Here is a 24,244-nt window from a genome sequence, read left to right as displayed (position 1 = left end):
CAAAATACCCCAGAATCAACACATTAGTCTTGTGATTGTAGCCTGTCCCGCTCCTTTTTGTCAATTCCGCGCTGGTTGTCCTCCAATCGGAAATTGCCAAAATTATAGGTGAACCCAAACCGGATGAACTGTGTTTCCGGCCGCCTTCGGTAAAAATTGTCCTGGTTGAGGTACTGCGAACGGTAGGTGGGCACATATTTTTCCAGAATGTCCTCCGCCGCCAACGACAATATGATCTTGTTGTTGAAAAGCGTCTTTCGCAGTCCCAAGGTCAGGTTGAACTGCTCGTCCGAGACATAGGAACCAAACAAAAATTTGGAGATATAGGTAGCGGTGACCTCACCAGTAAAGGTGCCGTCCTTGGTAAGCGTCAGGTAATTTGCCAAATAGCCATACACCCCATCCACTTCATTGGTAAAGGGCACGTTGCCACTCTCCGTGGCCAAAAAGGTCTCCTCTTCGTGGAAAAAAGAGGTGTAGGCATAGATGAACCAATTGGACAGGATGGACTTGCTCAAGGTGAAGTCCAATCCGTAGGACTTGCTCTCCAGCACATTCTGCTTGAATTCCACCAAGGTTTGGTCCGCATTGTCCTGAAAGACCAAATAGGCAATATTCCTTCCATTGTCCCGATAATAGACATCAAAGAAATATTCACTGTTGAGGGTATAGTTCAGGTTAAAATTGTTGCTGAAGCTTGGGACCAGTGTCGGGTTGCCTTCCTCATAATCATTTTCATTAAAGAAAAAGCGGAACGGATTGAGGTCGTTGTATTTAGGGCGGTTCACGTTCCTACCATAGTCAAATGACAAACTGTGATTTTCCGAAGGGGAATATAAAACGTACAAAGACGGGAAGGGTTCAAAAAATTCCTGTGTGTTGGTCTCGCCAAGGGTCCCAGAAATTCCTCTGGCCTCGGTGAGCTCGCCCCTTACCCCAAGTTTGGTGGACCATTTGTCCCAGTTCTTCACCAGGCTGAAATAGGCGGCATATACCTTTTCATCATAGGTATAGCTATCTGATTGCGATGGATCCACCGTATCACTGGAGCCTGTGAAATTGAAAAAATCCACATTGTTCTCGGAAGCAATGGAGGAAATCTTTGCCCCGGTTTCCAGAGAGGCGTTCCCAATCGGAGTGGCATAATCCACTTGTCCCGTAAAAATGTCAATATCTTGTTCGGAACCGGAATCGAAACCAAAATCCCGTAGAAAAGTACCGCTTGCATCGAAATATTCGGAGGAGAGGTTTTGCAGTGCCTGTCCGTTGTAGTGCGTATAGTGACCGTTCACACTTATCTTGGCGCCCTCTTTTTTCAAACGGTGCACATAGGTAAGGTCAAATGCGAGATTGGTATTGTCCAGTGCCGCATTGTTCAGTGTGGTAAATGTGGAATCCAATTGCCCCAGTCCATTCCTCATTGTATTGGTCAAACGGGTTTCTTGGTCTTCGCCCAGGTTGAACAAGAGGTTGGAAGTGATGCCCAGACTGTTCCTGTCATCAAAATCATAATCAAGGATGAGATTGGCGTTCTGTGATTGGGAACTGTTGGTCTGTTCGTAGTGGGTGTCCCATTGGGAAAACACTGAATTCGTATCATCCATAAAATGGATGCCCTTATCCGTTTTTTTCAGCTCCTTTTGTGGGTTGATGGTATAATTGGCAAACAAATGGAGCTTGTCCGTTTTATAGTAATGGCTGGTCCCTACACTATATTTTGGAAAAACAGCCTGCGTGTAGCTCCCGTTGATGCTTCCCTTGTATCCCGGGACAATGCTTTTCGAGGTCACAATGTTCAAAATGGGTCCGCCACCTGCATCGTAGCTTGCCGGCGGATTGCTGATCACCTCAACGGATTTGATGTTCGTTCCCGATAATCCCTGCAAAAGGTCTTGTACTTCCTGGCCCGACAACTGAACTTTCCTGTCGTTCAGATAGACTGTGGCATTTTGACCCCTGATGAGCAATCTGTCCTCAGCGACAATCACGCCCGGTGTAGCTTTAAGGATGTCCCATGAATTCCCTTGTGAAATCACGGTGTTTTCCACCGTAAAGACCAGTCTGTCTGGCAATTTTTGCAGCTTTGGGCGTTGTGCGGTGACCACGACCTCATCCAGTTCATTGTTTCCCAAAGGAATGACGAGCGCCCCAAGGGAAACATCCTTGGCAATGTCCAAGGCCCTTGGTTCCGAGCCCCTGCCCACATAGCTTGCCTGCAACAGATAAAGGTCTGGGGCCACTTCCATCAATTCAAAAAACCCGTTGTCGTCTGCGGAGGTGCCTTTCACAAAAGTGGAATCGGAAGCCTGTAACAGCAGAATATTGGCATAAGGGATTATTTGGTTTTGCCCATCCACCACCTTGCCAGTGATCTTGAAGGTCTGTCCGTAAAGACAGCTGCTTATCAAAGACACCGATACAAAAACAAAGGTGAGGTTTTTCATTTGGGGCTAAGGTTGGACCTCAAATCTAAGAAATTATTTTTGAGCGATGTAAGCCCTTTATTTTCTTATTCGCAAAAAACCCTCGGCAGGTATTTAAAACAATTATATTTGCAGTTGCTTATCACCCTTTTTGGTAGGTTATTGTTGATATGGAGAAGATTAGGAATTTTTGCATCATTGCGCATATAGATCATGGTAAAAGCACTTTGGCCGACCGTTTATTGGACTTTACGGGTACTGTCACCGAACGCGAAAAACAGGACCAGCTCTTGGACAGCATGGATTTGGAACGCGAACGCGGCATTACCATTAAGAGCCATGCCATCCAAATGGAGTATGTGCATGAAGGGGAAACCTATATCCTTAACTTGATCGACACTCCCGGCCACGTGGATTTTTCATACGAAGTGTCCCGATCTATCGCGGCCTGCGAAGGGGCCCTTTTGGTTGTGGATGCTGCACAGAGTATCCAAGCGCAGACCATTTCCAACCTATATCTGGCCCTCGAAAATGATCTGGAGATCATTCCCGTGCTCAACAAAGTGGACCTTCCCAGTGCCAACCCAGAAGAGGTGACGGATGACATCGTGGACCTTTTGGGCTGTAGGGCCGAGGAGGTCATCCCGGCCAGTGCCAAAACCGGTATCGGCATCCAAGAGATCTTGACGGCCATTATTGAACGGATTCCTGCTCCAAAGGGCAGTGTTTCCGAGCCACTCCAGGCATTGGTGTTCGATTCCGTTTACAACCCGTTCAGAGGGGTGGAAACCTATTTCAGGGTCATCAACGGAGAAATCAAAAAAGGCCAGAGGATCAAGTTTGTGGCCACTGGAAAGGCCTATGAGGCGGATGAGATCGGTACGCTGAAGTTGAAACAGGTACCCAAGAATAAAATTTCGGCAGGTGACGTGGGCTATTTGATCACTGGGATCAAGGACGCGCGCGAAGTAAAGGTGGGGGATACCATTACCGATGCCGTCAACCCCACCAAAAATGCCATTGAAGGTTTTGAGGATGTGAAACCGATGGTCTTTGCGGGCATTTATCCTGTGGACACCGAAGATTTTGAGGAACTCCGTTCGTCCATGGAAAAATTGCAGTTGAACGATGCTTCTTTGGTCTTTACGCCGGAGAGCAGTGCGGCCTTGGGCTTTGGCTTCCGCTGCGGGTTTTTGGGAATGCTCCACATGGAGATCATCCAAGAACGGTTGGAACGCGAATTCGACATGACCGTGATCACCACCGTGCCCAACGTAAGCTATCATGCCTTTACCACAAAGGACAGGGAAAACCCTGTCATTGTGAACAACCCTTCGGACCTTCCCGACCCGTCCACTTTGGATCGGGTGGAAGAGCCTTATATCAAGGCGACCATCATCACCAAATCGGATTTTGTGGGGAACGTGATGTCCCTTTGTATTGAAAAGCGCGGACAGATCAAGAACCAGACCTATCTGACCCCAGAGCGGGTAGAGCTCATCTTTGACATGCCATTGGCCGAAATCGTATTTGATTTTTATGACCGATTGAAGACCGTGTCAAAAGGGTATGCCTCGTTCGATTATACCCCGATCGGAATGCGGATATCCAAATTGGTACGGGTGGACATCCTGCTGAATGCCCAACCTGTGGATGCGCTTTCCGCCCTTATCCATTTCGACAATGCGCACAACATCGGTAAAAAAATGTGCGAAAAACTGAAGGAACTTATCCCCAGGCAACAGTTCGACATCCCTATCCAAGCGGCCATCGGGGCAAAGATCATTTCACGGGAGACCATAAAGGCCCTTCGGAAAGATGTGACCGCCAAATGTTATGGTGGGGACATTTCCCGTAAGCGAAAACTGTTGGAAAAGCAGAAAAAAGGGAAAAAACGTATGCGCCAAGTGGGGAATGTGGAGATTCCGCAGCAAGCCTTCATGGCCGTGCTCAAATTGAACGATTAGGCAATACTCCTTCTGCTTTTCGCTGAACAATTTATAATGGGAGATCTGCGTCGCAAGCTCCTTGAACAAACTGCTTGGGGGTAGCATTTTCCATTTCTTCTTTGGTAATGGTAACCGATATGTCGCCACCTGTTAATTTGTAGTTCCCATTGCTGCTTTCACAAATTCTGAAAGTATTGCCCGCAGCAGAGGTGCAGGACTCACATTTGGGACCATCGTCTTCATTGGAACAGCCAAAAAGTAAACTTGCGGTCAATGCTAGTGGGAATAAAAAACTTTTCATTTTAAAAAAATTGATTTGTTCATGGGCTTAAAAGTACCTGAAACCCTTCTTTTCTTGGAAGAGGAATTGATGGATGCCCCAAACCAATTGACGGATGCCCATTATCAATTGATAGATGGATTTTTGATGGTGCGGGAAGTTATCAAAGCTATCTGAACGGAAAGAAATAGGGTATCACAAAGGTGGCGGCAATCCAAATGATGATGTTCAAAGGGGTACCCACCTTCAAAAAGTCGTTGAACCTGTAATTTCCCGGCGCATAGACCATGGTGTTGGTGGGATAGCTCACCGGGGTCATGAACGTAAGGGAACAGGCAAACATCACCGCAACCAAAAAAGGCCGTTCGCTGACCTCCATGGCGGCAGCAAGACTGATAACTATCGGGGACATGAGTGCCGCTGTCGCCTTACTGGAGAGTACATTGGTGCTCAGAAACGTAATGAGGTACAGAATACTGAGGGTAATCTGGGCATCGTAGCTTCCCAAAGTCTGTTGTATGAAAGCGGCTATTTTCTCGGCTCCCCCAGTTTTTTCGAGAGCGGTACCCATGGAAAGTACCCCGGCCATCATAAAGATCACTTTCCATTCCACCGCTTCGTAGGCCTCTTTTGGCTTTAAAGTGGAAGTCGCGACCAACAATAATGCGCCCACCATGCTGCTGATCAGAATGGAAGTCAGATTTAACGAAGCGGCCAGTACGACCCCCACAGCGATAATAAGTGCAGGAATGGCCTTTTTGTAATTGGTCTTTCCCTGTTTGTGCTCAGAAAGGGCCACCACAAGGTTCTGGGACACCAATACGTCCATGTCTGCCTCTGTACCCAATATCAGCAACATGTCCCCTTCCATCAGTTTCACATCGGAGAGTTTTTCGTACAAAATCTCCCCCCGTTGCCTAATGGCCAGGACGGAACTGTTGTATTGTCTCCTAAAATTCAGCGAGCGGAGCGATCCTTCTGTCAATCGTGAACCGAAGGGCACAATCACTTCATAAATGTGCCTTTCGGACCCCACCTCGTCCAATTGCTTGTTCCCCTTGATCCTATACCCTTTTAGGTCTCGGATGCTGTTCAGTGTTTTTGGGGGCATCATCACCTTCATCACATCACCTTCCAATATGAATGTTTCGGGGCCAATACTGTTCTTGAGCGAACCATCCCTCAGTATGGCCAAGACCTGTACATTGTGGTCATTGACCAATTTGGATTTGTACAGGGGCTTTTTGAGGTCTGGGCAACCCTCTTCCACCAACAGTTCCGTAATGTATTTTTCCGCCTCTTTGGTGAGCACGTCCTGTTCCTTTTGGGCCTTCGGCAAGAGAAGGGGGGCGATAAAAAAAATGTAGGCAAAACCGATCGTGGCCAAACAAAGCGCCGCCAAACTGAACTCGAACATCCCAAAACCTTCCAGCCCATATTCTTCGGCATAGCTGCTCACCAAAATATTCGTGGAAGTACCGATCAGGGTGCAGGTGCCGCCAAAAAGTGCGGAAAAGGAAATGGGGATCAACAACATGCCTGGGGATATTTTGGTTTCCCTACAAACGGTAAGCGCAATGGGCAGAAGCAGGGCCACCACTGCGGAGTCGTTCACAAAGGCTGAAAACATGCCCGCAATCAGGCAAAATGTGATCAGGGCAATGCTGTAATGGATCTTCGCAAGTTTGATGATCCTTTGGCTGAGACCGTTCAAAATACCAGAATTGAACACGCCCGCACTTACCACGAACATACAGCCCAGCGTCAAGGTGGCAGGATGGTTAAAGCCCGAAAAACCTTCTTTGGGGCTAAGGACGCCGGCTACTATGAACAAAGCCATAATGATAATGGATGTGGTGTCTATGGAAAAGTAGTCCTTTATAAAGAGTACGATACCAATACAGATAATGACAATGGTGATGATCAGATCGCTGCCCATAGAGTCCACTACATTACGGTTCCATTTTTAAACGACCCATTTGTTTTCAGTTTGGGCAAGGGCAATCCCGGGCAGTTATTTGGCGAATTTGGACTTTCCATAGGGAACACGTTAAGCAGTTTCAGGGGACTTATTTTCCTTCGCCACCTCAAGCTCCTTGCCCAGATAGACCAATTTGTACCCCTCTTTTATATCTGTAAAATCCAAGCTGTTTGATGAAATGATCTGCAGGTCCCCCTCAGGAGTTTTGAGAAAAATGGGCACTATGTCCCTATCGGCCTTCGTGATCTCTATCAACCCTTCATAATGCTCGTTGTCCTTTAAGGCAATCTCATGTACGACCGGATTTTTTCTGGCAGCCTCGGTCAATGTGATATAATCATCCGTATGTGAAAAGAGCCCTTCCTTCGGGTTGCTTTCGGGATCGCTCATCTCTTCGGAGTTTACCAACCGGAACGATCCGTTCTCACCGAACTGGTCCTTAAAGGAATCAATGGCATATTGGTTGATGTCCGAGTTTCCTGTGAGGGCCATCAAATAGCCCACATCGCTCAATTCGATATAATCGGTGAGGTTGTCCGAATAAATGTTGGAGACTATGGCCTCAAGACCATGTTTTTGGGCCTTTTCCACATTGGTCCTGTTGTTGTCCACCAAGACCACGTGTCGTTTGTTCTTTTGCAAATAGCTCCCGATCAATCTGGAGGGCAAGGAGGCACCAATGATAATGATGCCTTCGGATTTCTTCAAAAAGACCCCGACCAATTTGGCAAACAACCTTGCCGTGGTGGCATTGAACAGCACCGTTCCCAGCACGATCATGAACACCAGCGGGGTGATGTACTCCGCCCCCGGTTCGCCATTGGCCAACAACTTGGAACCGAAAAGGGAGGCGATACCTGCGGCAACGATACCCCTTGGGCCCACCCATCCTATAAAAAGCTTTTCATTGAGTTTGAGGGAGGATCCCTGCGCACTCAAAAAAACGCCCAGCGGCCTGATCAAAAAAACGACCACGGCAAATAACGCCACGGTGTTCCAGTTGTATATCAGCTCCAAATCTGAAATATTGATGTTGGCCGCCAAGAGGATAAAAAGGATGGATATCAGCAACACGCTCAACGATTCCTTAAAGTAGAGCAGTTCCTTTAAGTTGGGCAGTTTCATGTTGCCCAGCACCATCCCCATGACCACTACGGCCAACAGCCCCGATTCGTGGGCAAAAATGTCCGATTCCACAAAAACGAGCAATACCGTGGACAGGGAAACCACATTCAATAGGTAATGGGGGATAAAGTTCTTTTTGATGGCAAAACCTAGGGCATGGGCGAAAGTGAACCCGAAGGTGGTCCCAAAAAGAATGATCTTTCCAAACTCCACCAGTGCCGTCACGGTAAAGGCCTGACCCCCTCCCACACTGATGAACTCGAACACCAATACGGCCACAAGGGCGCCGATGGGGTCAATGAGGATGCCTTCCCATTTTAGGATCGCGGACACATCTTTCTTCAAGGGAATGTTCCTGAGAATAGGGGTAATCACCGTTGGCCCCGTCACGATGATCAGTGCGGAGAACAAGAAGGAAATTTGCCAAGAAAGCCCGAAAATATAATGTGCAGCCACCCCTGCACCAAAAAAGGTGACCACGGAACCAATGGTGATCAACTTGGTGATCACGGGGCCCACATTCGAAATCTCGGCACGTTTTAAGGTAAGGCCTCCTTCAAAAAGAATGACGCTGATGGCGAGGGAAACAAAATAATACAGCCCCTCTCCGGGAAAAAGCCCTTTTTCCCCGTTCCATATAGGCTCTATTAGTTTTGAACCGTCGTCTGTGTACAAAGTGGCGATCGGCCCCACCAATAACCCGATCAATATCAAAGGCAAAATGGCCGGCAATTTGAATCGCCATGCCACCCATTGTGCAATAATGCCAAGAATGATGATTCCCGCAAGTTCCAGCATCGTCTTAGTTTTTTTGAAATTTACTGCTTTTCTTTTATATAACTGCTGAGCCTTCAAAAACCTTGGCTTTTTTATGGGGCAAGGCTGTGCTCCTTAACGCATTTTGTTAAAATACGGCCAATAATATTGTTTTTATGTGTCTTTTGGATGGTGCTTTTCTTATTTTGCATGCCATTTGCTTTCTAAATGACGATTTATCCCATAGAGACCGGTAATTTCAAATTGGACGGAGGGGCCATGTTCGGCGTGGTGCCCAAATCCATTTGGAACAGGACCAACCCCGCTGATGACAACAACATGATCGACCTGGCGGCCCGATGTCTTTTGGTCGAGGACGGGGACAAGCTCATCTTGATAGACAATGGTCTCGGGAACAAGCAATCGGAAAAATTCTTCAGTTACTATTACCTCTGGGGAGACCACTCCCTGGACCGTTCCTTGGAAAAAGCAGGGTTCCACAGGGATGACATCACCGATGTCTTCCTGACCCACCTCCATTTTGACCATTGTGGTGGCAGCATCCAATGGAACAAGGACCGAACGGGATATGAACCGGCTTTCAAGAACGCCCGATTTTGGACCAACAAAGACCACTGGGAATGGGCCACCAAGCCCAACGCCCGTGAAAAGGCTTCTTTTTTGAAAGAAAACCTGCTGCCGATGGAAGAAAGCGGCCAGCTCCATTTTATAGATCGGGGCGAAGCCCCTTTTTTGGAAAATTCCGAACTGGGCTTTGGCATCCACTTTGTGGATGGACATACCGACAAGCAAATGCTTCCCCACATCTCCTACAAAGGAAAGACCGTGGTCTTCGTTGCGGACCTCATCCCCACTGTTGGCCATATTCCCCTTCCCTATGTGATGGGATATGATACCCGGCCCTTGCTGACCCTTCAGGAAAAGGCCAAATTTTTGGACAATGCCGCGGAAAACGATTGGATACTGTTCTTTGAACATGATGCCCACAACCAGCTCTGCACCCTTCAACAAACCGAAAAAGGGGCAAGGCTGAACGAATCGTTTTCCTTTGATGAACTGTTTAAAACACCATAGAGATTTACTTTTACAAACATATTTTATGAACCGCACATATCGCAAACTATTATTCATATCCGCTTCCGCCTCCCTTTTTTTGATGGGCTGTGGGGCCACTTCATTGGTATCTACCCCTATTGAAAACATCGATACCGTACCCTTAAAAGTTTCTGAGCTTACCGAGGCTGAGGAAAAAAATTGGGGCCATGCCGACCTTATCATGGACACCATTCCAGGTATGAGCGTGGACAAGGCCTACGCCGAAATCATCAAGAACAAAAAGGGCAAGACCGTAGTAGTGGCCGTTCTGGACTCTGGAATGGACCTGGAACATGAGGACTTGAAAGACGTACTCTGGACCAACAAGGACGAGATTCCCAACAATGGCAAGGACGATGACGGCAATGGATATGTGGACGACATCCACGGATACAACTTTTTGGGCGATGCCTACAACGAGCAGTTGGAATACGTGCGCATGCTACGCTTGAACATCGGTGATGCATCGGACAGGGCCAAGGCAAGGCTGTTGCTGGATGAGGAATATCCACAGGCCCTTCAGAACAAGCAACAGTACGAACAGATTTTCCAAGTGGTGAAAAATGCGGACGCTGCCGTCAAAGAGGAGCTCGGCAAGGATTCCTACACGAAAGAAGAGTTGCTTTCCATTGAGCCAAAAACAGCCCAAATGGAGCAAAGTGTGGCCGTGCTCACACAAATGTTCACCTATGGTGAAAGCATCCCAATGGTAATCGACGAGCTTACAGAGGGCATAAACTATTTCACCGATCAGGTAAACTATAACCTCAACAAGGATTTTAACGGACGCACACCCGTTGGTGACGACCCCTACGACATCGCCGATGTACCATATGGCAACGGAAACCCAAAAAACCTGGTCAAGACCGAAAGCCACGGGACCCATGTGGCCGGAATCATCGCCGCATCGAGAAACAACGGCAAAGGAGCCAATGGTGTGGCCAACAATGTGGAGATCATGAGCATAAGGGCCGTTCCCAATGGGGACGAATATGACAAGGACATCGCCCTCGGCATACGCTATGCCGTGGACAATGGAGCGGCCATCATCAATTGCAGTTTTGGCAAATCCTTTTCGCCAGAATCGGAATGGGTATATGACGCCATCAAATATGCGGCCTCAAGGGATGTGCTCATCGTGCATGCCGCCGGAAACGACGGCGAGGACCTTGACGATCCCGAAAACCCGAACTACCCCAACGACCACAGGTTCGGTAGCACCGAGTTTGTGGACAACGTGATCACCGTGGGTGCGCTCACCAGCAGCTATGGCTCTGAAATGGTGGCGACTTTTTCCAATTATGGCAAGCAAAATGTGGATGTTTTTGCCCCAGGCGATAAAATTTACTCCACCATGCCGAACAACGAATATGAGTTTCAGGGCGGAACTTCCATGGCAGCTCCCGCCGTATCCGGTGTGGCAGCGCTGATCCGGTCGCACTACCCTGACCTTTCAGCGCCACAGATCAAAAACATCATCATGCAATCAGGGCTTAGTTCAAAGTCTTCCGTCATTGTGGCCGGAGACGAAACCAAGGCGACCACTTTTGACAAAATCTCCAAATCAGGAAAAATGGTCAATGCCTACAATGCCCTAATTTTGGCGGACAACATCACAAAAGGTAAAATGACCCTCGACAGTAACACCAAATAACTATGAAACGTTTACGCTTTTTCTTCTTTTCAGCATTGGCCAGTGCCTCTCTATTGACCGCACAGGAAAGTGGCCAATGGCAACAGCACGTGGATTACACCATGGATGTGGACATGGATGTAAAAACCTATCAATATACGGGAACACAAAAGCTGGTCTATACCAACAATTCCCCAGACGAACTGGGCCGTGTATTCTACCATCTGTATTACAATGCCTTCCAACCCGGAAGCGAGATGGATATCAGGCTACAGAACATAAAAGACCCTGACAATAGGATGATGGAGGGTGGCAAGAGCAGGATTTCTACCCTTTCTGAAAGCGAAATTGGCTATCTGCACGCAGAGACCCTTACCCAGGACGGGCAACCTGTTTCTTTCAAAGAAGAGGGGACTATTCTTGTCGTGAACCTTGCCAAACCCATTCCCCCGGGAGGAAAGACCACTTTGGAAATGACTTTCAAAGGACAGGTTCCCCTTCAGATCAGACGGGCCGGAAGGAACAGCAGTGAGGGCGTGGCACTTTCCATGAGCCAGTGGTATCCCAAACTTTCGGAATACGATTTCGAGGGGTGGCACCCCAATCCATACATTGCCAGGGAGTTCCATGGTGTATGGGGCGATTTTGACGTAAAGATCACCTTGGACAAGGAATATACCGTGGGTGGAACAGGGTACCTACAAAACCCCCAAGAAATCGGGCACGGCTATGAAACCCCCGGCACCAAAGTAAAGACCAAGGGCAAGACCCTGACATGGCACTTCAAGGCTCCTAAGGTCCATGATTTCATGTGGGCGGCCGACCCGGAATACATCCATGACGTCCTTGAGATGGAAGATGGGCCCACGCTTCATTTTTACTATAAGAACAACCCTGAAATCATTGAAAACTGGAAAAAACTCCAGCCCAAGACTGCTGAAGCGATGGCTTTTTTCAGCAAGAACATCGGAAAGTATCCCTACGAGCAATATTCCGTGGTACAGGGCGGTGACGGTGGAATGGAGTATGCCATGAGCACGTTGGTCACCGGCGGACGCGAACTTGGAAGCCTCGTCGGGGTGATGGTGCACGAAATGGCGCACTCCTGGTTCCAACATGTACTGGCCACCAACGAGTCCGAGCACGAGTGGATGGACGAAGGCTTCACCTCCTTCATCAGTAGCCTTTGCATGAACGAGATCATGCAGCAGGAAAAGCAAAATCCCTTCGAGGGCTCATACAGGGGCTATTATGCCTTGGTGAACTCAGGTCTGGAAATGCCCCAGAGCACCCATGCCGACCGCTATACCACCAATTTTGCCTACGGCATATCGGCCTATAGCAAAGGATCTATTTTTCTGTCCCAATTAGGCTACATCATTGGGCAGGACAAGCTCATGGAGACCATCAAAAAATATTATGAGGATTTCAAGTTCAAGCACCCTGTGCCCAACGACATCAAAAGGACCGCGGAAAAGGTCTCTGGCATGGAACTGAACTGGTACCTGACCGATTGGACCCAAACGACCAATACCATCGATTATGGTATAAAAAGCGTTGAGGCCGATGGCGAAAAGACCAAGATCTCTTTGGAGCGCATTGGGGAAATGCCCATGCCCTTGGATATTTTGGTGGTCGGGGAAGACGGCACCCAACAAACCTTTTACATTCCCTTGCGGATGATGTTCGGAGAAAAGGAAAACCCTTATCCCGATTTAAAAAGGACCGTATTGGAAGATTGGCCCTGGGCATACCCTTCCTATGAGTTCACGCTGGACATGCCGTTGAAAAACGTAAAGGCCATTGTCATAGACCCATCACAGCTTATGGCTGATGTGGATGGCGAGAACAACGTATATCAAACGGAGGAATAAACACCTCTTTCCACAAAACATATCAAGGCGGCACAAATGCCGCCTTTTTTTGTTGGTCAACCCCATATATTGTCCCCTTGAGGCCTGTCTGCCGCAGGCAGGGGACCTTAGGGATGTTCTTTACCCTATTATTTTGGTTGGATTGATTATTTTGTTGTCATTAAATTCCTTTTAGGCGACATTCTTTGAAAAACAAAACCATTCCATACAATCCAAAACTAAAAGGGCTTGCAAGACAGCTACACAAAAACAGCACACTTTCCGAAGTTCTGCTTTGGCAAAAAATAAAACAGCGTGCTCTTAGCATTCAATTTCACAGACAAGTCCCCTTATTGGACTATATTGTTGATTTTTATTGTCATGAACTACAAATTGATGGGGCATCCCATGAATTTAAATATGATAAGGATGCACAAAGGGAACGCCATCTAGAAAAAGTAGGTGTACATTTGATTCGGTTACAGGATCGTGAGGTAAAAAAGCAATATGTTCAGTGTTTTATTGACCTTACAGCAAATTGTTTCTGAAATGCAAAATGAAAACCCTGATAGTAGTAATGGGAAAACACCCCTAAGGTCCCCTCAAGGGGACACCCAAAGACTGATCTTTCCCAAAGAAGAGCGTTTAAAGAGCAAAAAGCTCTTCGAGAGCCTTTTTGCCGAAGGAAAGAGCCTGCGCAAACCCCCATTGAAACTCATCTATGCCAAAACCCCTGCCGAGCAGGATGTCCCTGTCAAGGTCGCTGTTGTGGCCCCAAAGAAAAAGTTCAAGCGCGCCGTTGACCGTAACCGCATCAAACGGTTGTTACGGGAGGCTTACCGGCTGAACAAACCCCTTATTTTTAACAACATTGAAGGAAATTTTGCGTTCATATTTTTATACCTTGGTCGTAAGATGCCCGATTATGACGAGGTTGAAAAGGCCATGAAACAACTGTTGGTGGCCTTTCTAAAAAAAGAATCCCATGAGAAGAATCCTTAAAAAAAAGCTTGTCGTTCCCTTTTTGGCAGTCGCTGTCCTGATCGGGGCAAGCAGTTTCAGTTTCAAGAGCGATTTTTTCGAGATTGCCAAACAGATAGAGATTTTCACCACACTTTTCAAGGAACTCAACATGAACTATGTGGACGAGACCAATCCGGCAGAGCTCATGGATTCGGCCATCAAGAATATGCTGGACGAACTGGACCCCTATACCCGTTTTCTGAACGAACAAGATGTAGAGTCCTTTAAGATCAACAACTCAGGTGAATATTCGGGCATAGGTGCACTGATCCGTTCCTATGAAAGCAAACTCCTTATCGTGGAGCCCTATAAGGACTATGCTGCGGACAAGGCAGGCCTAAAGGCCGGGGATGAGATCATCAAGATCGGGGAGACCAAGGTCTCGGACTTTGATGACGATGCGGGAGAACTTCTAAAAGGGGCCAATAACACAGCGGTCGAAGTCACCTTTGTGCGGCAAGGGGAAACGAAGACCGCCACCATAACCCGTGAGGGCGTGGAAGTGGATGCTGTCCCTTTCTACGATATGATCGATGACAAAACGGGGTACATTGTACTTTCACGTTTCAATGCAAAGGCGTCTGGCCAGACCAAATTGGCCATGCAGGATCTAAAGGGTCGTGGGGCCGAAAGGTTGGTGCTGGACCTTCGGGGAAATCCCGGGGGCCTGCTCTCAGAGGCCATCAACGTGACCAATCTATTTGTGGCAAAAGGGGAGCTCATCGTCACCACAAAATCCAAAGTGAAAAAATTCAATCAGGAATACAGGACCCGAAACCAGCCGGAAGACCTGGAAATCCCGTTGGTGGTCCTGGTTGATGGCAAAAGTGCCTCGGCCAGTGAAATTGTTTCGGGAAGCCTCCAGGATCTCGACAGAGCTGTGGTCATGGGTGCCCGTAGTTTTGGAAAAGGACTCGTACAGCGGCCGCTTAAGCTCACTTATGGCACGCAACTGAAAGTCACTATTTCCCGGTACTATACCCCTTCGGGGCGTTGCATCCAATCGCTGGACTACTGGAACAGGGACGAGGGCGGAAATGCCGTCCGCAACACCAATTTTAACGAGTTTACCACCCGAAATGGCCGGAAGGTCTGGGACGGAGGTGGCGTTATGCCCGATGTGGACATCCATTCGCTGCGGACCAACTCTCTCATCGATGCGCTGCACGCGAACAACATCATCTTTGATTTTGCCACGAATTACTATTACGACCATTCTTTTGCCGGGGTCGATGGCTTTGCCTTTTCTGATGCAGATTATGCCGCGTTCAAAAAATATGTCAACGAGCAGAACTTCACCTTCCAGACCAAGACCGAAGAATTGTTGGAGCAGTCCATCAATGCGGACGATTCCCTTTTGGGCCCAGAGGTACAGGAAAAATACAAAGACCTGCTCTTGGCCGTGAACCGGGGCAAGATCTCTGCGTTGGACACCTACAGGACCGAAATCCAGAAAAGTCTGGAGGATGAAATCATTACCCGATATTTCTACAGGGAAGGCCTCTATAAACATTATCTGCAAAAGGATGATGCCATACTGACCGCCCAAGAACTTCTTGCCGACGGCCCCAAATACAAAAGCCTCCTGAAGTAAAACAAGAACACCATATTTTTTGGATAAACCGTTCACAGGATAACCCAAAAGGCACTTCCGTCAACTCATACGCGGCAACGGTCAATTCATCGGTTCATAAGTGATCTTTGTTTGCTACTTTAACCGAAAACTTGCTTATGTCCCATACCGTGATCACCTTGTCCTCTTGTTCTGGTTTTACAAACTACTTTCCAGATGCTTTGTGAGATCGTTTTGCATTTGGAACAATCAAAAAAGCGGTTCCATAACCCAAAAAGAAGCAACCATACTATCGGTGACCACTCTGAAGGCTGGAAAAAAACCGCTTTTGGAGCTATTGGTCCTCTTTGAAAATTTGTCGGGCCACCCCATACATCGAAAAATCAGGATATGGGACAGTATGCCCCACTTGAACCGGTTCCGGCCCGATGGTAAGATCCCCATTGGGTTGAACTTGGCCAAAAGACCCAAAGGGCCAGTGCTCCTTTTTACCGGAGCATGCCGCATTTCCTTTGCGTATATGGTCGTTTGCTGCTCCATGACCATTCTATATGTCCTTGGGTGCTACTTTTTGATCGGGGAGGCCATTTCCAGGATCAATGCCGATCCAGAAAAATATGAATCCCTTTTTAGGGCCTCTGAATTATGGCAAATGTGGGTCCTCTTTTTGGGCACGGCCCTCTTTCTTCATTTTCTATTCAAACGAATTGGATTGATGATCAGAGGAAAAAACCAGTCCCAAAACTGGGATTTGCTCTACCAAGGTCTTGGCGCAACGGCAACCATCAAAAGATACTGGGACACCGGCTCCCTTGTGAACGACAACCCAGTGGTCGGTTTTGAATACACTTTTAGGGACAGCACAAAACAATTGTTCGAGGGTAGCGACAAAAAAATAGTGGGAAAATTGGAAATCGGAACACTGCCCGATCTTGAAAAATTGGAAATCATGTACCTCGCAAATAACCCGAACATCTCCCGACTCACGGAAAATGTGGAAAATGAGGATATGACCAAATTTATCAACCTGTTGTTCCATTTCACGCTGTTTGTGCTCTCCGTGATAGTGGTTGCCAATTTTATCCAGCTCCTGTTCGGATAGACCCATCATGGATTTTTAGTCACCTTCATCATAAAAACCATCTATAAGGAACAAGGTGTCTTTCCTAAAGGAAAAGGTCATCGTGCCATATTCATCCATCAAATTGAAGGTGTTGAACTTTTCGACTTTGTCATCACGAAAATGCATGGTCTTGATGAATTCCTCTTTCGGGGTCCCGATTTTGATCCCGCCCAGCACGGATAGTTTTGGAGTGGTGATGTGTGCCCGATGCTTCCCGGGCAAGACATCGTAAAAAGCTATTTGTGTGTCCTTGTGGGTGATTTTTGTGTAGGTATAGCCCTCTGGAAAATACTCGTCTTCAAAATATTTGGTGTCAATGATGATGTTATGGCCCAAAAGGGCTTTGATCGACTCCACTTCCAAAGGAAAGTCATAGGGGTTATAAATGCGTCCCTCATCATCCGTTTCCGTGTATTCCTCTTCCTGACCCTGTTTAGTATCCTTCGCTTGGTTTTTGGGAATGGTAATTTGGGAGGATTGTGCCATAGTGGCCCTCTTTTCTTCTGCACTTTTCTTTGAACCATTTTTGGGGCTATGGCATGATGGGAAGGCCAAAAGTAAAATGATGATAAGAACGTTGGTTTTCATGGTCGGTTATTGATTTGGGATTGTTTCTGTGAAAAGTAGCCCAATTTGGCCTATCGTATGGCCACCAATTGACAGAGCCCCTGTTTGGGTTTACGGAATGGCCATTTTGATCAACCGAAAGCCAGCATCCGTCAATTTTACATTTTTAATTCGTTCAGTTTTCATACATTTCCATCAACTAATTGATTCCTAATGCCGAAAATCAGTCGGGAGGACACACAGATCATCATCCGGAACAGCAATTGGTCCGAAAGCGGGGTCGCCACGTTCCTGGAGGAGCATGTCTATTCCAACAAACCTATGTGGCGCAAGTTTCTATCGTTGTTGCTTTTGGGGCTCGGCATTTCGTTCAGCACGGCGGGCATTGTTTTCTTCTTTGCCTACAATTGGGCCCATCTGCACCGTTTTGCCAAGCTTGGACTTATCGAGGGGTTGGTTGTGCTCGTCTTTTTGTGCCTCTTTTTGATAAAGGCCCGTCCTTTGGTAAAAAAAACAATGCTTGTTGGCGCATCGGTTTTGGTGGGCGTTCTTTGGGCCGTTTTTGGACAAGTCTATCAAACCGGGGCCAATGCCTATGATTTTTTTCTGGTGTGGACCCTTTCCATTGCCATTTGGAGCTTTGTTTCCAATTTTTCCCCACAATGGGTGGTTTTTATTGCTCTTATCAACATCACACTGATTCTCTACACAGAACAGGTGGCACGTGACTGGAACGGGGCATTGCTCTCTTTGTTGCTTTTTGCCATCAACAGTTTGTTCCTTTTGGCCTTTCTGATGCTTCCCAGATTCACCCGACTGAAGAGCCGCCCCTCTTGGTTTACCTCCTTGTTGGCTTTGACGGTGGCGACCATCGGCACAGTGGGCGTATCAGGAGGGATTTTTGATAAAGCCAATGCTTCATTTGTGTTTCTGTTGCTCTCCACCATTGTATTGTTCGGGGTTGGGATAGGGTATGGCCTGAAAACAAAAAGCCTCTTTTATCTATCCATCATTCCATTTGGCCTGATCATCATCTGCTGTGCCTTCCTGCTGAACATTTCTGATGACGCAGGCATGCTCTTTGCCATTGGGGTGTTCATTATTGCAAGCATCACGCTGTTGATCAAGACTTTGTTGGGCCTTCAAAAGAAATGGAACACATGAAGCAGTTGGAACAAATAATGGACGCCATTCGGACCATTGAAGGGGACGGATTTCAGTACGATGAAGCCGCCATCCTTTCCGAATATGGGGAAAAGAAAGGCAAAAACTCGAGCGTGGTCATTAAGGTTCTTTCCATTTTTGGGGGCCTGCTTACCACTTTGGCCTTTGTGGTATTCCTTTTTATCCTGGGCATTTACGATTCCGAATGGGGAATGCTGCTTTTGGGAATTGCCCTTGCTGCGGTGGCCGTTGTCATAGACAGGACATACAACAGCTTTATCCTGGATACGTTCAGCGTGTGTTTTTATGTCCTCGGTGTCATTCTTTTTGCCTTCGGATTGGCTTCTTTGGAGGTCAACGAGGACTTTGTTGCCCTCTTGGTCATCCTGATGGCGTTGGGCAGTTTGACCATCACCCAAAATTATGTCATTTCATTTATTTCCATCATCACCATTGGTGCGGCCATGTTGTTTTTGATCATGTCCTACAACATTCCCGATGCCATCCATGGCTACCTGCTTTTGTATACGGTCCTTCTCGCCTTTTGCTTTTTGAATGAGGCCAAACTGTTGACAAGCTCTCGAAAGCTGGCACAATTGAACGGTCCTTTGCGCATCGGCTTGGTTTTTTGTCTGCTTTTTGGGCTTGTGGCCGTTGGAAAAAATGGGCTTGCCCCAATTTCTGGAAGTTATATCTGGATATCCTCCGTGGCATCGATTGGTCTTATCCTGTATTTGGCCGATAAATTGTTGAAAAGATTTGGCATTGTCGGCCAAAAGAAGGTCCTGATGCTCGTGCTGTGTGTTTTCACCCTATTGCCCACCTTGTTCGCCCCGGCCATTTCGGGAGCTTTGCTCATAGTTCTATTGAGCTTTTTGATCAATTACAAAACGGGCTTTGCCATCGGAATCATTGCGTTGATTTACTTTGTGATCCAATATTATTATGACCTATCCCTGACCTTGCTCACCAAATCCATCATCCTGTTTTCGTCCGGCGTGGTGTTTCTGGTTTTTTACTTTTTTTTCACCCAAATGACCAAGACCGATGAAGAAGTATAGCTGGATCATCATACTGGCGAACCTGTTGCTCTTTTTGGGGTATTTCAACTATTCCGTAGTGCAGAAGGAAAAACTGTTGGAGGAGGGAACCCTCGTCTTTATGGAGTTGGCCCCTGTGGATCCCCGTTCGTTGATGCAGGGCGACTATATGGACCTACGCTACAAACTGCCCAGCGAAATGACCCTTGACAGCATTCCCAAGCGTGGCTATTGTGCCCTTGAACCTGATGCTTTGGGCGTTGTGCGGCACATCCGATTCTTGGCCGAGGGAGAAAAGGCGAAACCGAACGAGCTTCCCATCAGATATACCAAAGGGAATTGGTGGAACATAAATATCGGAGCGGAATCCTATTTTTTCCAGGAAGGGGATGCGGAAAAATATGGGAATGCCAAGTATGGTGGAATCCGGGTAGATAGGGAAGGAAACAGTCTTCTCGTCGGTTTGTTTGATGATCGTTTAAAAAAGTTGGAATAAATCCTATTTTTGGGCATGCAAAAACTCAAGGTCTGTGAACTTTTTGCCGGAGTGGGCGGTTTTCGTCTGGGATTGGAAAAAACAGGGCACTACAAAGTAGTGTGGAGCAACCAATGGGAGCCCTCCACCAAAATGCAGCACGCTTCATTGGTGTATGAGGCCCGTTTTGGTCCCGAGAACCATACCAACGCCAACATCGAGTCGATTCCCCCGTCCTTGATTCCCGACCATGATATTTTGGTGGGCGGTTTTCCGTGCCAGGACTATTCCGTGGCCACCTCCCTGAAAAATTCCAAAGGGCTTATCGGTAAAAAAGGAGTGCTCTGGTGGTCCATTCACCGAATTCTTTCCGAAAAAAAGAACAAGCCCAAATACCTTTTTCTTGAAAATGTGGACCGATTGTTGAAATCTCCGTCCACCCAGCGGGGCCGTGATTTTGCCGTGATGCTGAGCAGCCTTTCCCAATTGGGCTATGCCGTGGAATGGCGCGTGATCAATGCGGCTGAGTATGGAATGCCCCAGCGCCGAAGGCGCGTTTTTTTTCTGGCGTACCACAAATCGACCCCGATTTTCAAAACGCTCCAAAAAACCAAGCCCAAGGATTGGATCTTGAAAAAAGGGACCATTGCTTCCGCTTTTCCGGTGTGGAACACTACCCAAAAAGTCGTGTCCTTTAGTTTGGATCCGGATTTGGTGAAGCTTTCGGAACAATTCAATGCCAAAAAAGGGCTTTCCCCATTCCTGAATACCGGAATTTGTATCAATGGAAAAGTTTCCACACTAAAAACCGCTCCTTCCTATAATGGAAAGCGGACACTGCTCTCGGATATCCTGGAAAATGGTTCTGCCAGTCCAGAGCTGTTCATTGAGCAGGAAGAATTGCACAAATGGGAGTACCTAAAAGGCTCCAAAAAAGAAACCCGCCAGACCAAGGCCGGTTTTGAATACCATTATAGCGAGGGAAGCATGGTGTTTCCCGATGCACTCGATCAACCTTCCAGAACTATCATAACCGGTGAGGGCGGCAAGTCGCCGTCCCGGTTCAAGCACGTGGTCCAGACCTCCAAGGGACTGCGAAGACTTTCCCCAGTTGAATTGGAACGGTTGAACATGTTTCCGGACAATCACACTCTCTTGGATGGAATCCCAGATGCCAAACGCGCATTTTTTATGGGAAATGCCTTGGTGGTGGGCATTGTGGAGCAGATAGGTTCCGCCCTGTTCCGGAACCTATCCCAAATTGAAGAGTAATTTCAAAGCCGATCTTTACAAAGAAAAACAACTCGCCGTTTTATTGGATTCCTACTATCAAAAACACTTGAAAAAGTATGCCTTTGAGCGGATTTCCGATAGAAGACAGCAATTGCGGGGCATAGACCTTGTCCTAAAGGACAAGTTTTCAGATACCTTTTATTACGTGGACGAAAAGGCCCAATTGGATTATGTGAACGAGAGCTTGCCCACATTTGCCTTTGAGCTCTTCTATGAAAAAGAGGGTGAGAAGAAGCAAGGATGGCTGTTCGATGTTGCCAAAAAGACCCATTTTTATGCCTTGGCGACCAGTATTTTTTCTGATGTGGACAAGGTGTTCACTTCGTGCAACATCACTTTTGTGAACCGTGAAAAACTCATCTTGCATTTATCCACTTTAGGTTTAACAAGGGAATTCTTTGAAAAACTGATACAAGGGCACTACGACCTTCATGGAAAACTGGTGCTGGAAAAACTTTGCCCAAAAAAGGAGGGGCTTCTGTATTTTTCCACCCAAAACAAGGCGGAAAAACCGATAAACTTGATATTGAGACTGTCGTATCTGGAGAAAATCGGGGTGGCGAAACGGTTGGTCTGATTGTTACCCTTTTTTCAACATTCGTACATGCGGGATCCCATCTTCCAAATATTCGTCTCCAAGGCGCTCAAAACCGAGCTCAGTGTAAAATTTGATAAGGTAGGATTGTGCCGAAATCTCAATGGCGGTGTCCGGAAAGCGTTCCTCTATTGTGGATAAAGAGGCTTCCATGATCCTTTTTCCATAGCCATAATGCCGCTGATCTTTCGCCACCACTACCCTTCCTATGCTGGCATTTTCAAAATAGTCCCCAGGCTTGAAAATTCGGGTATAGGCCACAATTTGACCTTCTTTTGATCCTAAAACATGAAGGGCTTTTTGGTCCTTGTTGTCCATATCCTGGTACACACAGTCCTGTTCCACGACAAAGACCTCGCTGCGGAGGCGCAAAATCTGGTACAGTTCCGTGTTCGTAAGTCCATCAAATGTGTTGACCTTTATTTCCATCAATCCTGCACTATGATGCTCTTGGAGTCGCACTTGTCAAATTCGGGCTGGATGTTCACGTGGTTGATACCGTGCTTGTGGTAGACATGTTCTTCTATTTCTTCCAAAATGGTATCGAACTCAGAAAGTTTGATGTCCTCTTTAAAATCGACATGGGCCTCCATGTGTACCTCATCTTCATTGAGCTGCCAAATATGGACATGGTGTACGTTCTTCACGGGCTCTATGGTACAAATGGATTCCACAATATCTTGGATCACAATGGATTTTGGGGTGAATAGCATCAATACTTTTGTGGATTCCTTCAAGAGGTCGTACCCCATATATATCAAATAGATGCCAATGATCATGGTCAAGACGGCATCCACCCAATAGAGCTGGAACAAGCTCATCAATATACCCCCTATCAAAACGGCCACGGAGGCCATCATGTCCGTCAACAGGTGCAGGTAGGCAGACCTCATGTTCATGTTTTCCTTGGAGTCCTTTTTCAGCAGAAGTACGCTGAACCCATTGGCCACTATGCCCAATACGGAAAGCCAAATGACGAGATTGGACGCTATTTCCTGTGTATCAAAAAGGCGTTCCACGGCTTCTTTCATCAAAAAAATGGCCACGACCACCAAGGTTGCGGCATTGACAAAGGCCGCCATGATCTCGGCGCGTTTATATCCGAATGTCTTGTGCTTGTTGGCTTGTTTTTTTCCCAACTTTTGGGCCACATAACTGATGATCAGGGAAAGTACATCGCTGAAATTGTGCAATGCGTCCGATAGCAGGGCCAAACTTCCAGAAATAAGTCCACCAACAACCTGTGCCAAAGTGATCAGGATGTTCAACAGGATGGAAATGAGCAGATTCCTCCCCCTTAGGTCCGTATGTGAATGTGAGTGCCCATGATGATGATGGTGCCCCATGTTATCTGCAGGGTATTTTTTCTATTCTCCTTTCGTGCCTTCCGCCTTCAAACTTGGTGTTCAAAAAGGTCTCTACCATATCCAAAGCCTGTGGAAGTGAAATGAACCTGGCGGGCAAGCTCAAAATATTGGCGTCGTTATGTTCCCTGGCCAGCTGTACTATCTCTTTGTTCCAGCAGAGGGCGCCCCTGATATTCTGGTGTTTGTTGATGGTCATCGAGGCCCCGTTGCCACTTCCGCAGATAACGATGCCCATATCCACTTTTCCTCCTTCCACGTCCGTTGCCACAGGATGTGTAAAATCTGGATAGTCCACGCTGTCCACTCCGTCCGTACCATAATTGACAACCTCTATTCCCTTTGATTTGAGAAGGCCCACAATGGCCAGTTTATAATCGGTTCCCGCGTGATCGTTTCCAATGGCTATTTTCATGATTTTTGTTTATTTGAGGCTACTATACAAAGGTACAATATCTTTTTGTTCGAAGATGTTCACAAAAATCATTGAATATTTTCATCTTGCTATAAAACAGCTATTTATCATTTTGTGCTTTTTGTTGATCTTTTTAAGAAAACTATCGGTAAGTAAATTTTGATTTTCCAGAAAATAGATCAATTACACTATTTTCTTTTGGAACGGTCCAAATTCCATTAAAAATTAATCAACTGGTATGAAACAAAAATCGGCTGTAATTAACATTAAAATTACATTTACTTTTCAATAAATTGATGTTGAAAACGGTTATCAAAAACCGTGGATAAAAAATCTAATCCTTTGATTTTTAAAATTATTTACTTCTTACAAATTGTGGATAAAATCATTTTGCTGTTCAGAGCAATATTTATCTGAAAAAATTATACCACATTTCAACAATACATCATCATCATCATTCTTTAAAATTTCAAAAAAATAAGAAAAGAGGAATAAT

General features: G+C 46.8%; 22 protein-coding genes. 14 read left to right on the top strand and 8 right to left on the bottom strand.

Annotated elements, in window-relative coordinates; all coding sequences use genetic code 11:
- Positions 1-23 precede the first annotated feature (23 nt).
- Entirely contained in the window at positions 24-2,444 is a 2,421-nt protein-coding gene (locus FOT42_RS09835; RefSeq protein WP_151890397.1) for an outer membrane beta-barrel family protein, read from the bottom strand.
- 149 nt (positions 2,445-2,593) lie between these two features.
- Here FOT42_RS09835 and lepA point away from each other — a divergent pair, with 149 nt between their 5' ends.
- On the top strand, positions 2,594-4,390 hold the full coding sequence (gene lepA / locus FOT42_RS09830) for a translation elongation factor 4 (RefSeq protein WP_151890396.1): 1,797 nt from the start codon (positions 2,594-2,596) through the stop codon (positions 4,388-4,390).
- 31 nt (positions 4,391-4,421) lie between these two features.
- Here the strand turns inward: lepA and FOT42_RS09825 are convergent, their stop codons facing one another.
- Positions 4,422-4,673: a hypothetical protein gene (locus tag FOT42_RS09825; RefSeq protein WP_151890395.1), complete on the bottom strand. Its 252-nt coding sequence runs from the start codon at positions 4,671-4,673 to the stop codon at positions 4,422-4,424.
- 21 nt (positions 4,674-4,694) lie between these two features.
- On the opposite strand from FOT42_RS09825, the gene FOT42_RS18400 reads away from it, so the two are divergent.
- On the top strand, positions 4,695-4,829 hold the full coding sequence (locus FOT42_RS18400; protein ID WP_262884007.1) for a hypothetical protein: 135 nt from the start codon (positions 4,695-4,697) through the stop codon (positions 4,827-4,829).
- Here FOT42_RS18400 and FOT42_RS09820 read toward each other — a convergent pair.
- A complete protein-coding gene (locus FOT42_RS09820) occupies positions 4,822-6,591 on the bottom strand; it encodes an SLC13 family permease (protein WP_151890394.1) in 1,770 nt (589 codons plus the stop codon). The two genes, FOT42_RS18400 and FOT42_RS09820, sit on opposite strands and share 8 nt — an antisense overlap.
- A 111-nt stretch (positions 6,592-6,702) precedes the next feature.
- Positions 6,703-8,556, bottom strand: a complete 1,854-nt coding sequence (locus FOT42_RS09815; protein WP_151890393.1) for a cation:proton antiporter — start codon at positions 8,554-8,556, stop codon at positions 6,703-6,705.
- A gap of 186 nt (positions 8,557-8,742) precedes the next feature.
- On the opposite strand from FOT42_RS09815, the gene FOT42_RS09810 reads away from it, so the two are divergent.
- The 7 genes from FOT42_RS09810 (at position 8,743) to FOT42_RS09785 (ending at position 16,814) form a co-directional block, all read left to right on the top strand.
- Positions 8,743-9,609: an MBL fold metallo-hydrolase gene (locus tag FOT42_RS09810; protein ID WP_151890392.1), complete on the top strand. Its 867-nt coding sequence runs from the start codon at positions 8,743-8,745 to the stop codon at positions 9,607-9,609.
- Positions 9,610-9,634: 25 nt separating this feature from the next.
- Positions 9,635-11,284, top strand: a complete 1,650-nt coding sequence (locus FOT42_RS09805; protein ID WP_151890391.1) for a S8 family peptidase — start codon at positions 9,635-9,637, stop codon at positions 11,282-11,284.
- 2 nt (positions 11,285-11,286) lie between these two features.
- Entirely contained in the window at positions 11,287-13,137 is a 1,851-nt protein-coding gene (locus FOT42_RS09800) for a M1 family metallopeptidase (protein WP_151890390.1), read from the top strand.
- Between the two features lie 185 nt (positions 13,138-13,322).
- Complete coding sequence (locus FOT42_RS18090; RefSeq protein WP_192938361.1) at positions 13,323-13,664, top strand: endonuclease domain-containing protein; 342 nt, start codon at positions 13,323-13,325, stop codon at positions 13,662-13,664.
- Position 13,665: 1 nt separating this feature from the next.
- Positions 13,666-14,118 carry a ribonuclease P protein component gene (rnpA, locus tag FOT42_RS18085; RefSeq protein ID WP_226789853.1) on the top strand — a complete coding sequence of 151 codons (453 nt, stop codon included), beginning with the start codon at positions 13,666-13,668 and terminating at the stop codon, positions 14,116-14,118.
- Entirely contained in the window at positions 14,102-15,733 is a 1,632-nt protein-coding gene (locus FOT42_RS09790; protein ID WP_151890389.1) for a S41 family peptidase, read from the top strand. The genes rnpA and FOT42_RS09790 overlap by 17 nt, the downstream gene beginning before the upstream one ends.
- A gap of 202 nt (positions 15,734-15,935) precedes the next feature.
- The gene (locus FOT42_RS09785; RefSeq protein WP_151890388.1) at positions 15,936-16,814 is read left to right on the top strand and encodes a hypothetical protein; all 879 of its coding nucleotides are present in this window, start codon (positions 15,936-15,938) and stop codon (positions 16,812-16,814) included.
- Between the two features lie 15 nt (positions 16,815-16,829).
- On the opposite strand, the gene FOT42_RS09780 is transcribed toward FOT42_RS09785, so the two are convergent.
- Positions 16,830-17,423 carry a hypothetical protein gene (locus FOT42_RS09780; RefSeq protein ID WP_151890387.1) on the bottom strand — a complete coding sequence of 198 codons (594 nt, stop codon included), beginning with the start codon at positions 17,421-17,423 and terminating at the stop codon, positions 16,830-16,832.
- 192 nt (positions 17,424-17,615) lie between these two features.
- Here FOT42_RS09780 and FOT42_RS09775 point away from each other — a divergent pair, with 192 nt between their 5' ends.
- Genes FOT42_RS09775 through FOT42_RS09755 form a run of 5 tightly spaced genes read left to right on the top strand, consistent with a single transcriptional unit; the run spans position 17,616 to position 21,951 of the window.
- Positions 17,616-18,566, top strand: coding sequence for a DUF2157 domain-containing protein (locus tag FOT42_RS09775; RefSeq protein ID WP_151890386.1), 951 nt, complete (start codon positions 17,616-17,618; stop codon positions 18,564-18,566).
- Positions 18,563-19,627 (top strand): DUF4401 domain-containing protein, encoded by a 1,065-nt coding sequence (locus tag FOT42_RS09770; protein WP_226789848.1) that lies wholly within the window; start codon positions 18,563-18,565, stop codon positions 19,625-19,627. The genes FOT42_RS09775 and FOT42_RS09770 overlap by 4 nt, the downstream gene beginning before the upstream one ends.
- A complete protein-coding gene (locus tag FOT42_RS09765) occupies positions 19,614-20,102 on the top strand; it encodes a GDYXXLXY domain-containing protein (RefSeq protein WP_151890384.1) in 489 nt (162 codons plus the stop codon). The genes FOT42_RS09770 and FOT42_RS09765 overlap by 14 nt, the downstream gene beginning before the upstream one ends.
- A gap of 15 nt (positions 20,103-20,117) precedes the next feature.
- Complete coding sequence (locus tag FOT42_RS09760; protein WP_151890383.1) at positions 20,118-21,353, top strand: DNA cytosine methyltransferase; 1,236 nt, start codon at positions 20,118-20,120, stop codon at positions 21,351-21,353.
- Entirely contained in the window at positions 21,343-21,951 is a 609-nt protein-coding gene (locus FOT42_RS09755) for a hypothetical protein (RefSeq protein ID WP_151890382.1), read from the top strand. Before FOT42_RS09760 ends, FOT42_RS09755 begins: the two co-directional genes overlap by 11 nt.
- A gap of 3 nt (positions 21,952-21,954) precedes the next feature.
- On the opposite strand, the gene FOT42_RS09750 is transcribed toward FOT42_RS09755, so the two are convergent.
- The 3 genes from FOT42_RS09750 to rpiB are packed head-to-tail and all read right to left on the bottom strand — an operon-like array spanning position 21,955 to position 23,748.
- A complete protein-coding gene (locus FOT42_RS09750) occupies positions 21,955-22,398 on the bottom strand; it encodes a GNAT family N-acetyltransferase (RefSeq protein WP_151890381.1) in 444 nt (147 codons plus the stop codon).
- A complete protein-coding gene (locus tag FOT42_RS09745) occupies positions 22,398-23,315 on the bottom strand; it encodes a cation diffusion facilitator family transporter (protein ID WP_151890380.1) in 918 nt (305 codons plus the stop codon). The genes FOT42_RS09750 and FOT42_RS09745 overlap by 1 nt, the downstream gene beginning before the upstream one ends.
- A gap of 1 nt (position 23,316) precedes the next feature.
- A complete protein-coding gene (rpiB, locus tag FOT42_RS09740; RefSeq protein WP_151890379.1) occupies positions 23,317-23,748 on the bottom strand; it encodes a ribose 5-phosphate isomerase B in 432 nt (143 codons plus the stop codon).
- Positions 23,749-24,244 lie beyond the last annotated feature (496 nt).

Source organism: Flagellimonas hadalis (assembly GCF_007785775.2).
GTDB classification, from domain to species: domain Bacteria; phylum Bacteroidota; class Bacteroidia; order Flavobacteriales; family Flavobacteriaceae; genus Flagellimonas; species Flagellimonas hadalis.
Note: the sequence above shows the minus strand (reverse complement) of the source record. Positions and strands in the feature narration are given on the sequence as shown.

What these genes read in the sequence shown, in the direction of transcription:
- FOT42_RS09835 (WP_151890397.1), bottom strand. Translation starts at nt 2,444, where the DNA reads ATGAAAAACCTCACCTTTGTTTTTGTATCGGTGTCTTTGATAAGCAGC.
- lepA (WP_151890396.1), top strand. Translation starts at nt 2,594, where the DNA reads ATGGAGAAGATTAGGAATTTTTGCATCATTGCGCATATAGATCATGGT.
- FOT42_RS09825 (WP_151890395.1), bottom strand. Translation starts at nt 4,673, where the DNA reads ATGAAAAGTTTTTTATTCCCACTAGCATTGACCGCAAGTTTACTTTTT.
- FOT42_RS18400 (WP_262884007.1), top strand. Translation starts at nt 4,695, where the DNA reads ATGGGCTTAAAAGTACCTGAAACCCTTCTTTTCTTGGAAGAGGAATTG.
- FOT42_RS09820 (WP_151890394.1), bottom strand. Translation starts at nt 6,591, where the DNA reads ATGGGCAGCGATCTGATCATCACCATTGTCATTATCTGTATTGGTATC.
- FOT42_RS09815 (WP_151890393.1), bottom strand. Translation starts at nt 8,556, where the DNA reads ATGCTGGAACTTGCGGGAATCATCATTCTTGGCATTATTGCACAATGG.
- FOT42_RS09810 (WP_151890392.1), top strand. Translation starts at nt 8,743, where the DNA reads ATGACGATTTATCCCATAGAGACCGGTAATTTCAAATTGGACGGAGGG.
- FOT42_RS09805 (WP_151890391.1), top strand. Translation starts at nt 9,635, where the DNA reads ATGAACCGCACATATCGCAAACTATTATTCATATCCGCTTCCGCCTCC.
- FOT42_RS09800 (WP_151890390.1), top strand. Translation starts at nt 11,287, where the DNA reads ATGAAACGTTTACGCTTTTTCTTCTTTTCAGCATTGGCCAGTGCCTCT.
- rnpA (WP_226789853.1), top strand. Translation starts at nt 13,666, where the DNA reads ATGCAAAATGAAAACCCTGATAGTAGTAATGGGAAAACACCCCTAAGG.
- FOT42_RS09790 (WP_151890389.1), top strand. Translation starts at nt 14,102, where the DNA reads ATGAGAAGAATCCTTAAAAAAAAGCTTGTCGTTCCCTTTTTGGCAGTC.
- FOT42_RS09780 (WP_151890387.1), bottom strand. Translation starts at nt 17,423, where the DNA reads ATGAAAACCAACGTTCTTATCATCATTTTACTTTTGGCCTTCCCATCA.
- FOT42_RS09775 (WP_151890386.1), top strand. Translation starts at nt 17,616, where the DNA reads ATGCCGAAAATCAGTCGGGAGGACACACAGATCATCATCCGGAACAGC.
- FOT42_RS09770 (WP_226789848.1), top strand. Translation starts at nt 18,563, where the DNA reads ATGAAGCAGTTGGAACAAATAATGGACGCCATTCGGACCATTGAAGGG.
- FOT42_RS09765 (WP_151890384.1), top strand. Translation starts at nt 19,614, where the DNA reads ATGAAGAAGTATAGCTGGATCATCATACTGGCGAACCTGTTGCTCTTT.
- FOT42_RS09760 (WP_151890383.1), top strand. Translation starts at nt 20,118, where the DNA reads ATGCAAAAACTCAAGGTCTGTGAACTTTTTGCCGGAGTGGGCGGTTTT.
- FOT42_RS09750 (WP_151890381.1), bottom strand. Translation starts at nt 22,398, where the DNA reads ATGGAAATAAAGGTCAACACATTTGATGGACTTACGAACACGGAACTG.
- FOT42_RS09745 (WP_151890380.1), bottom strand. Translation starts at nt 23,315, where the DNA reads ATGGGGCACCATCATCATCATGGGCACTCACATTCACATACGGACCTA.
- rpiB (WP_151890379.1), bottom strand. Translation starts at nt 23,748, where the DNA reads ATGAAAATAGCCATTGGAAACGATCACGCGGGAACCGATTATAAACTG.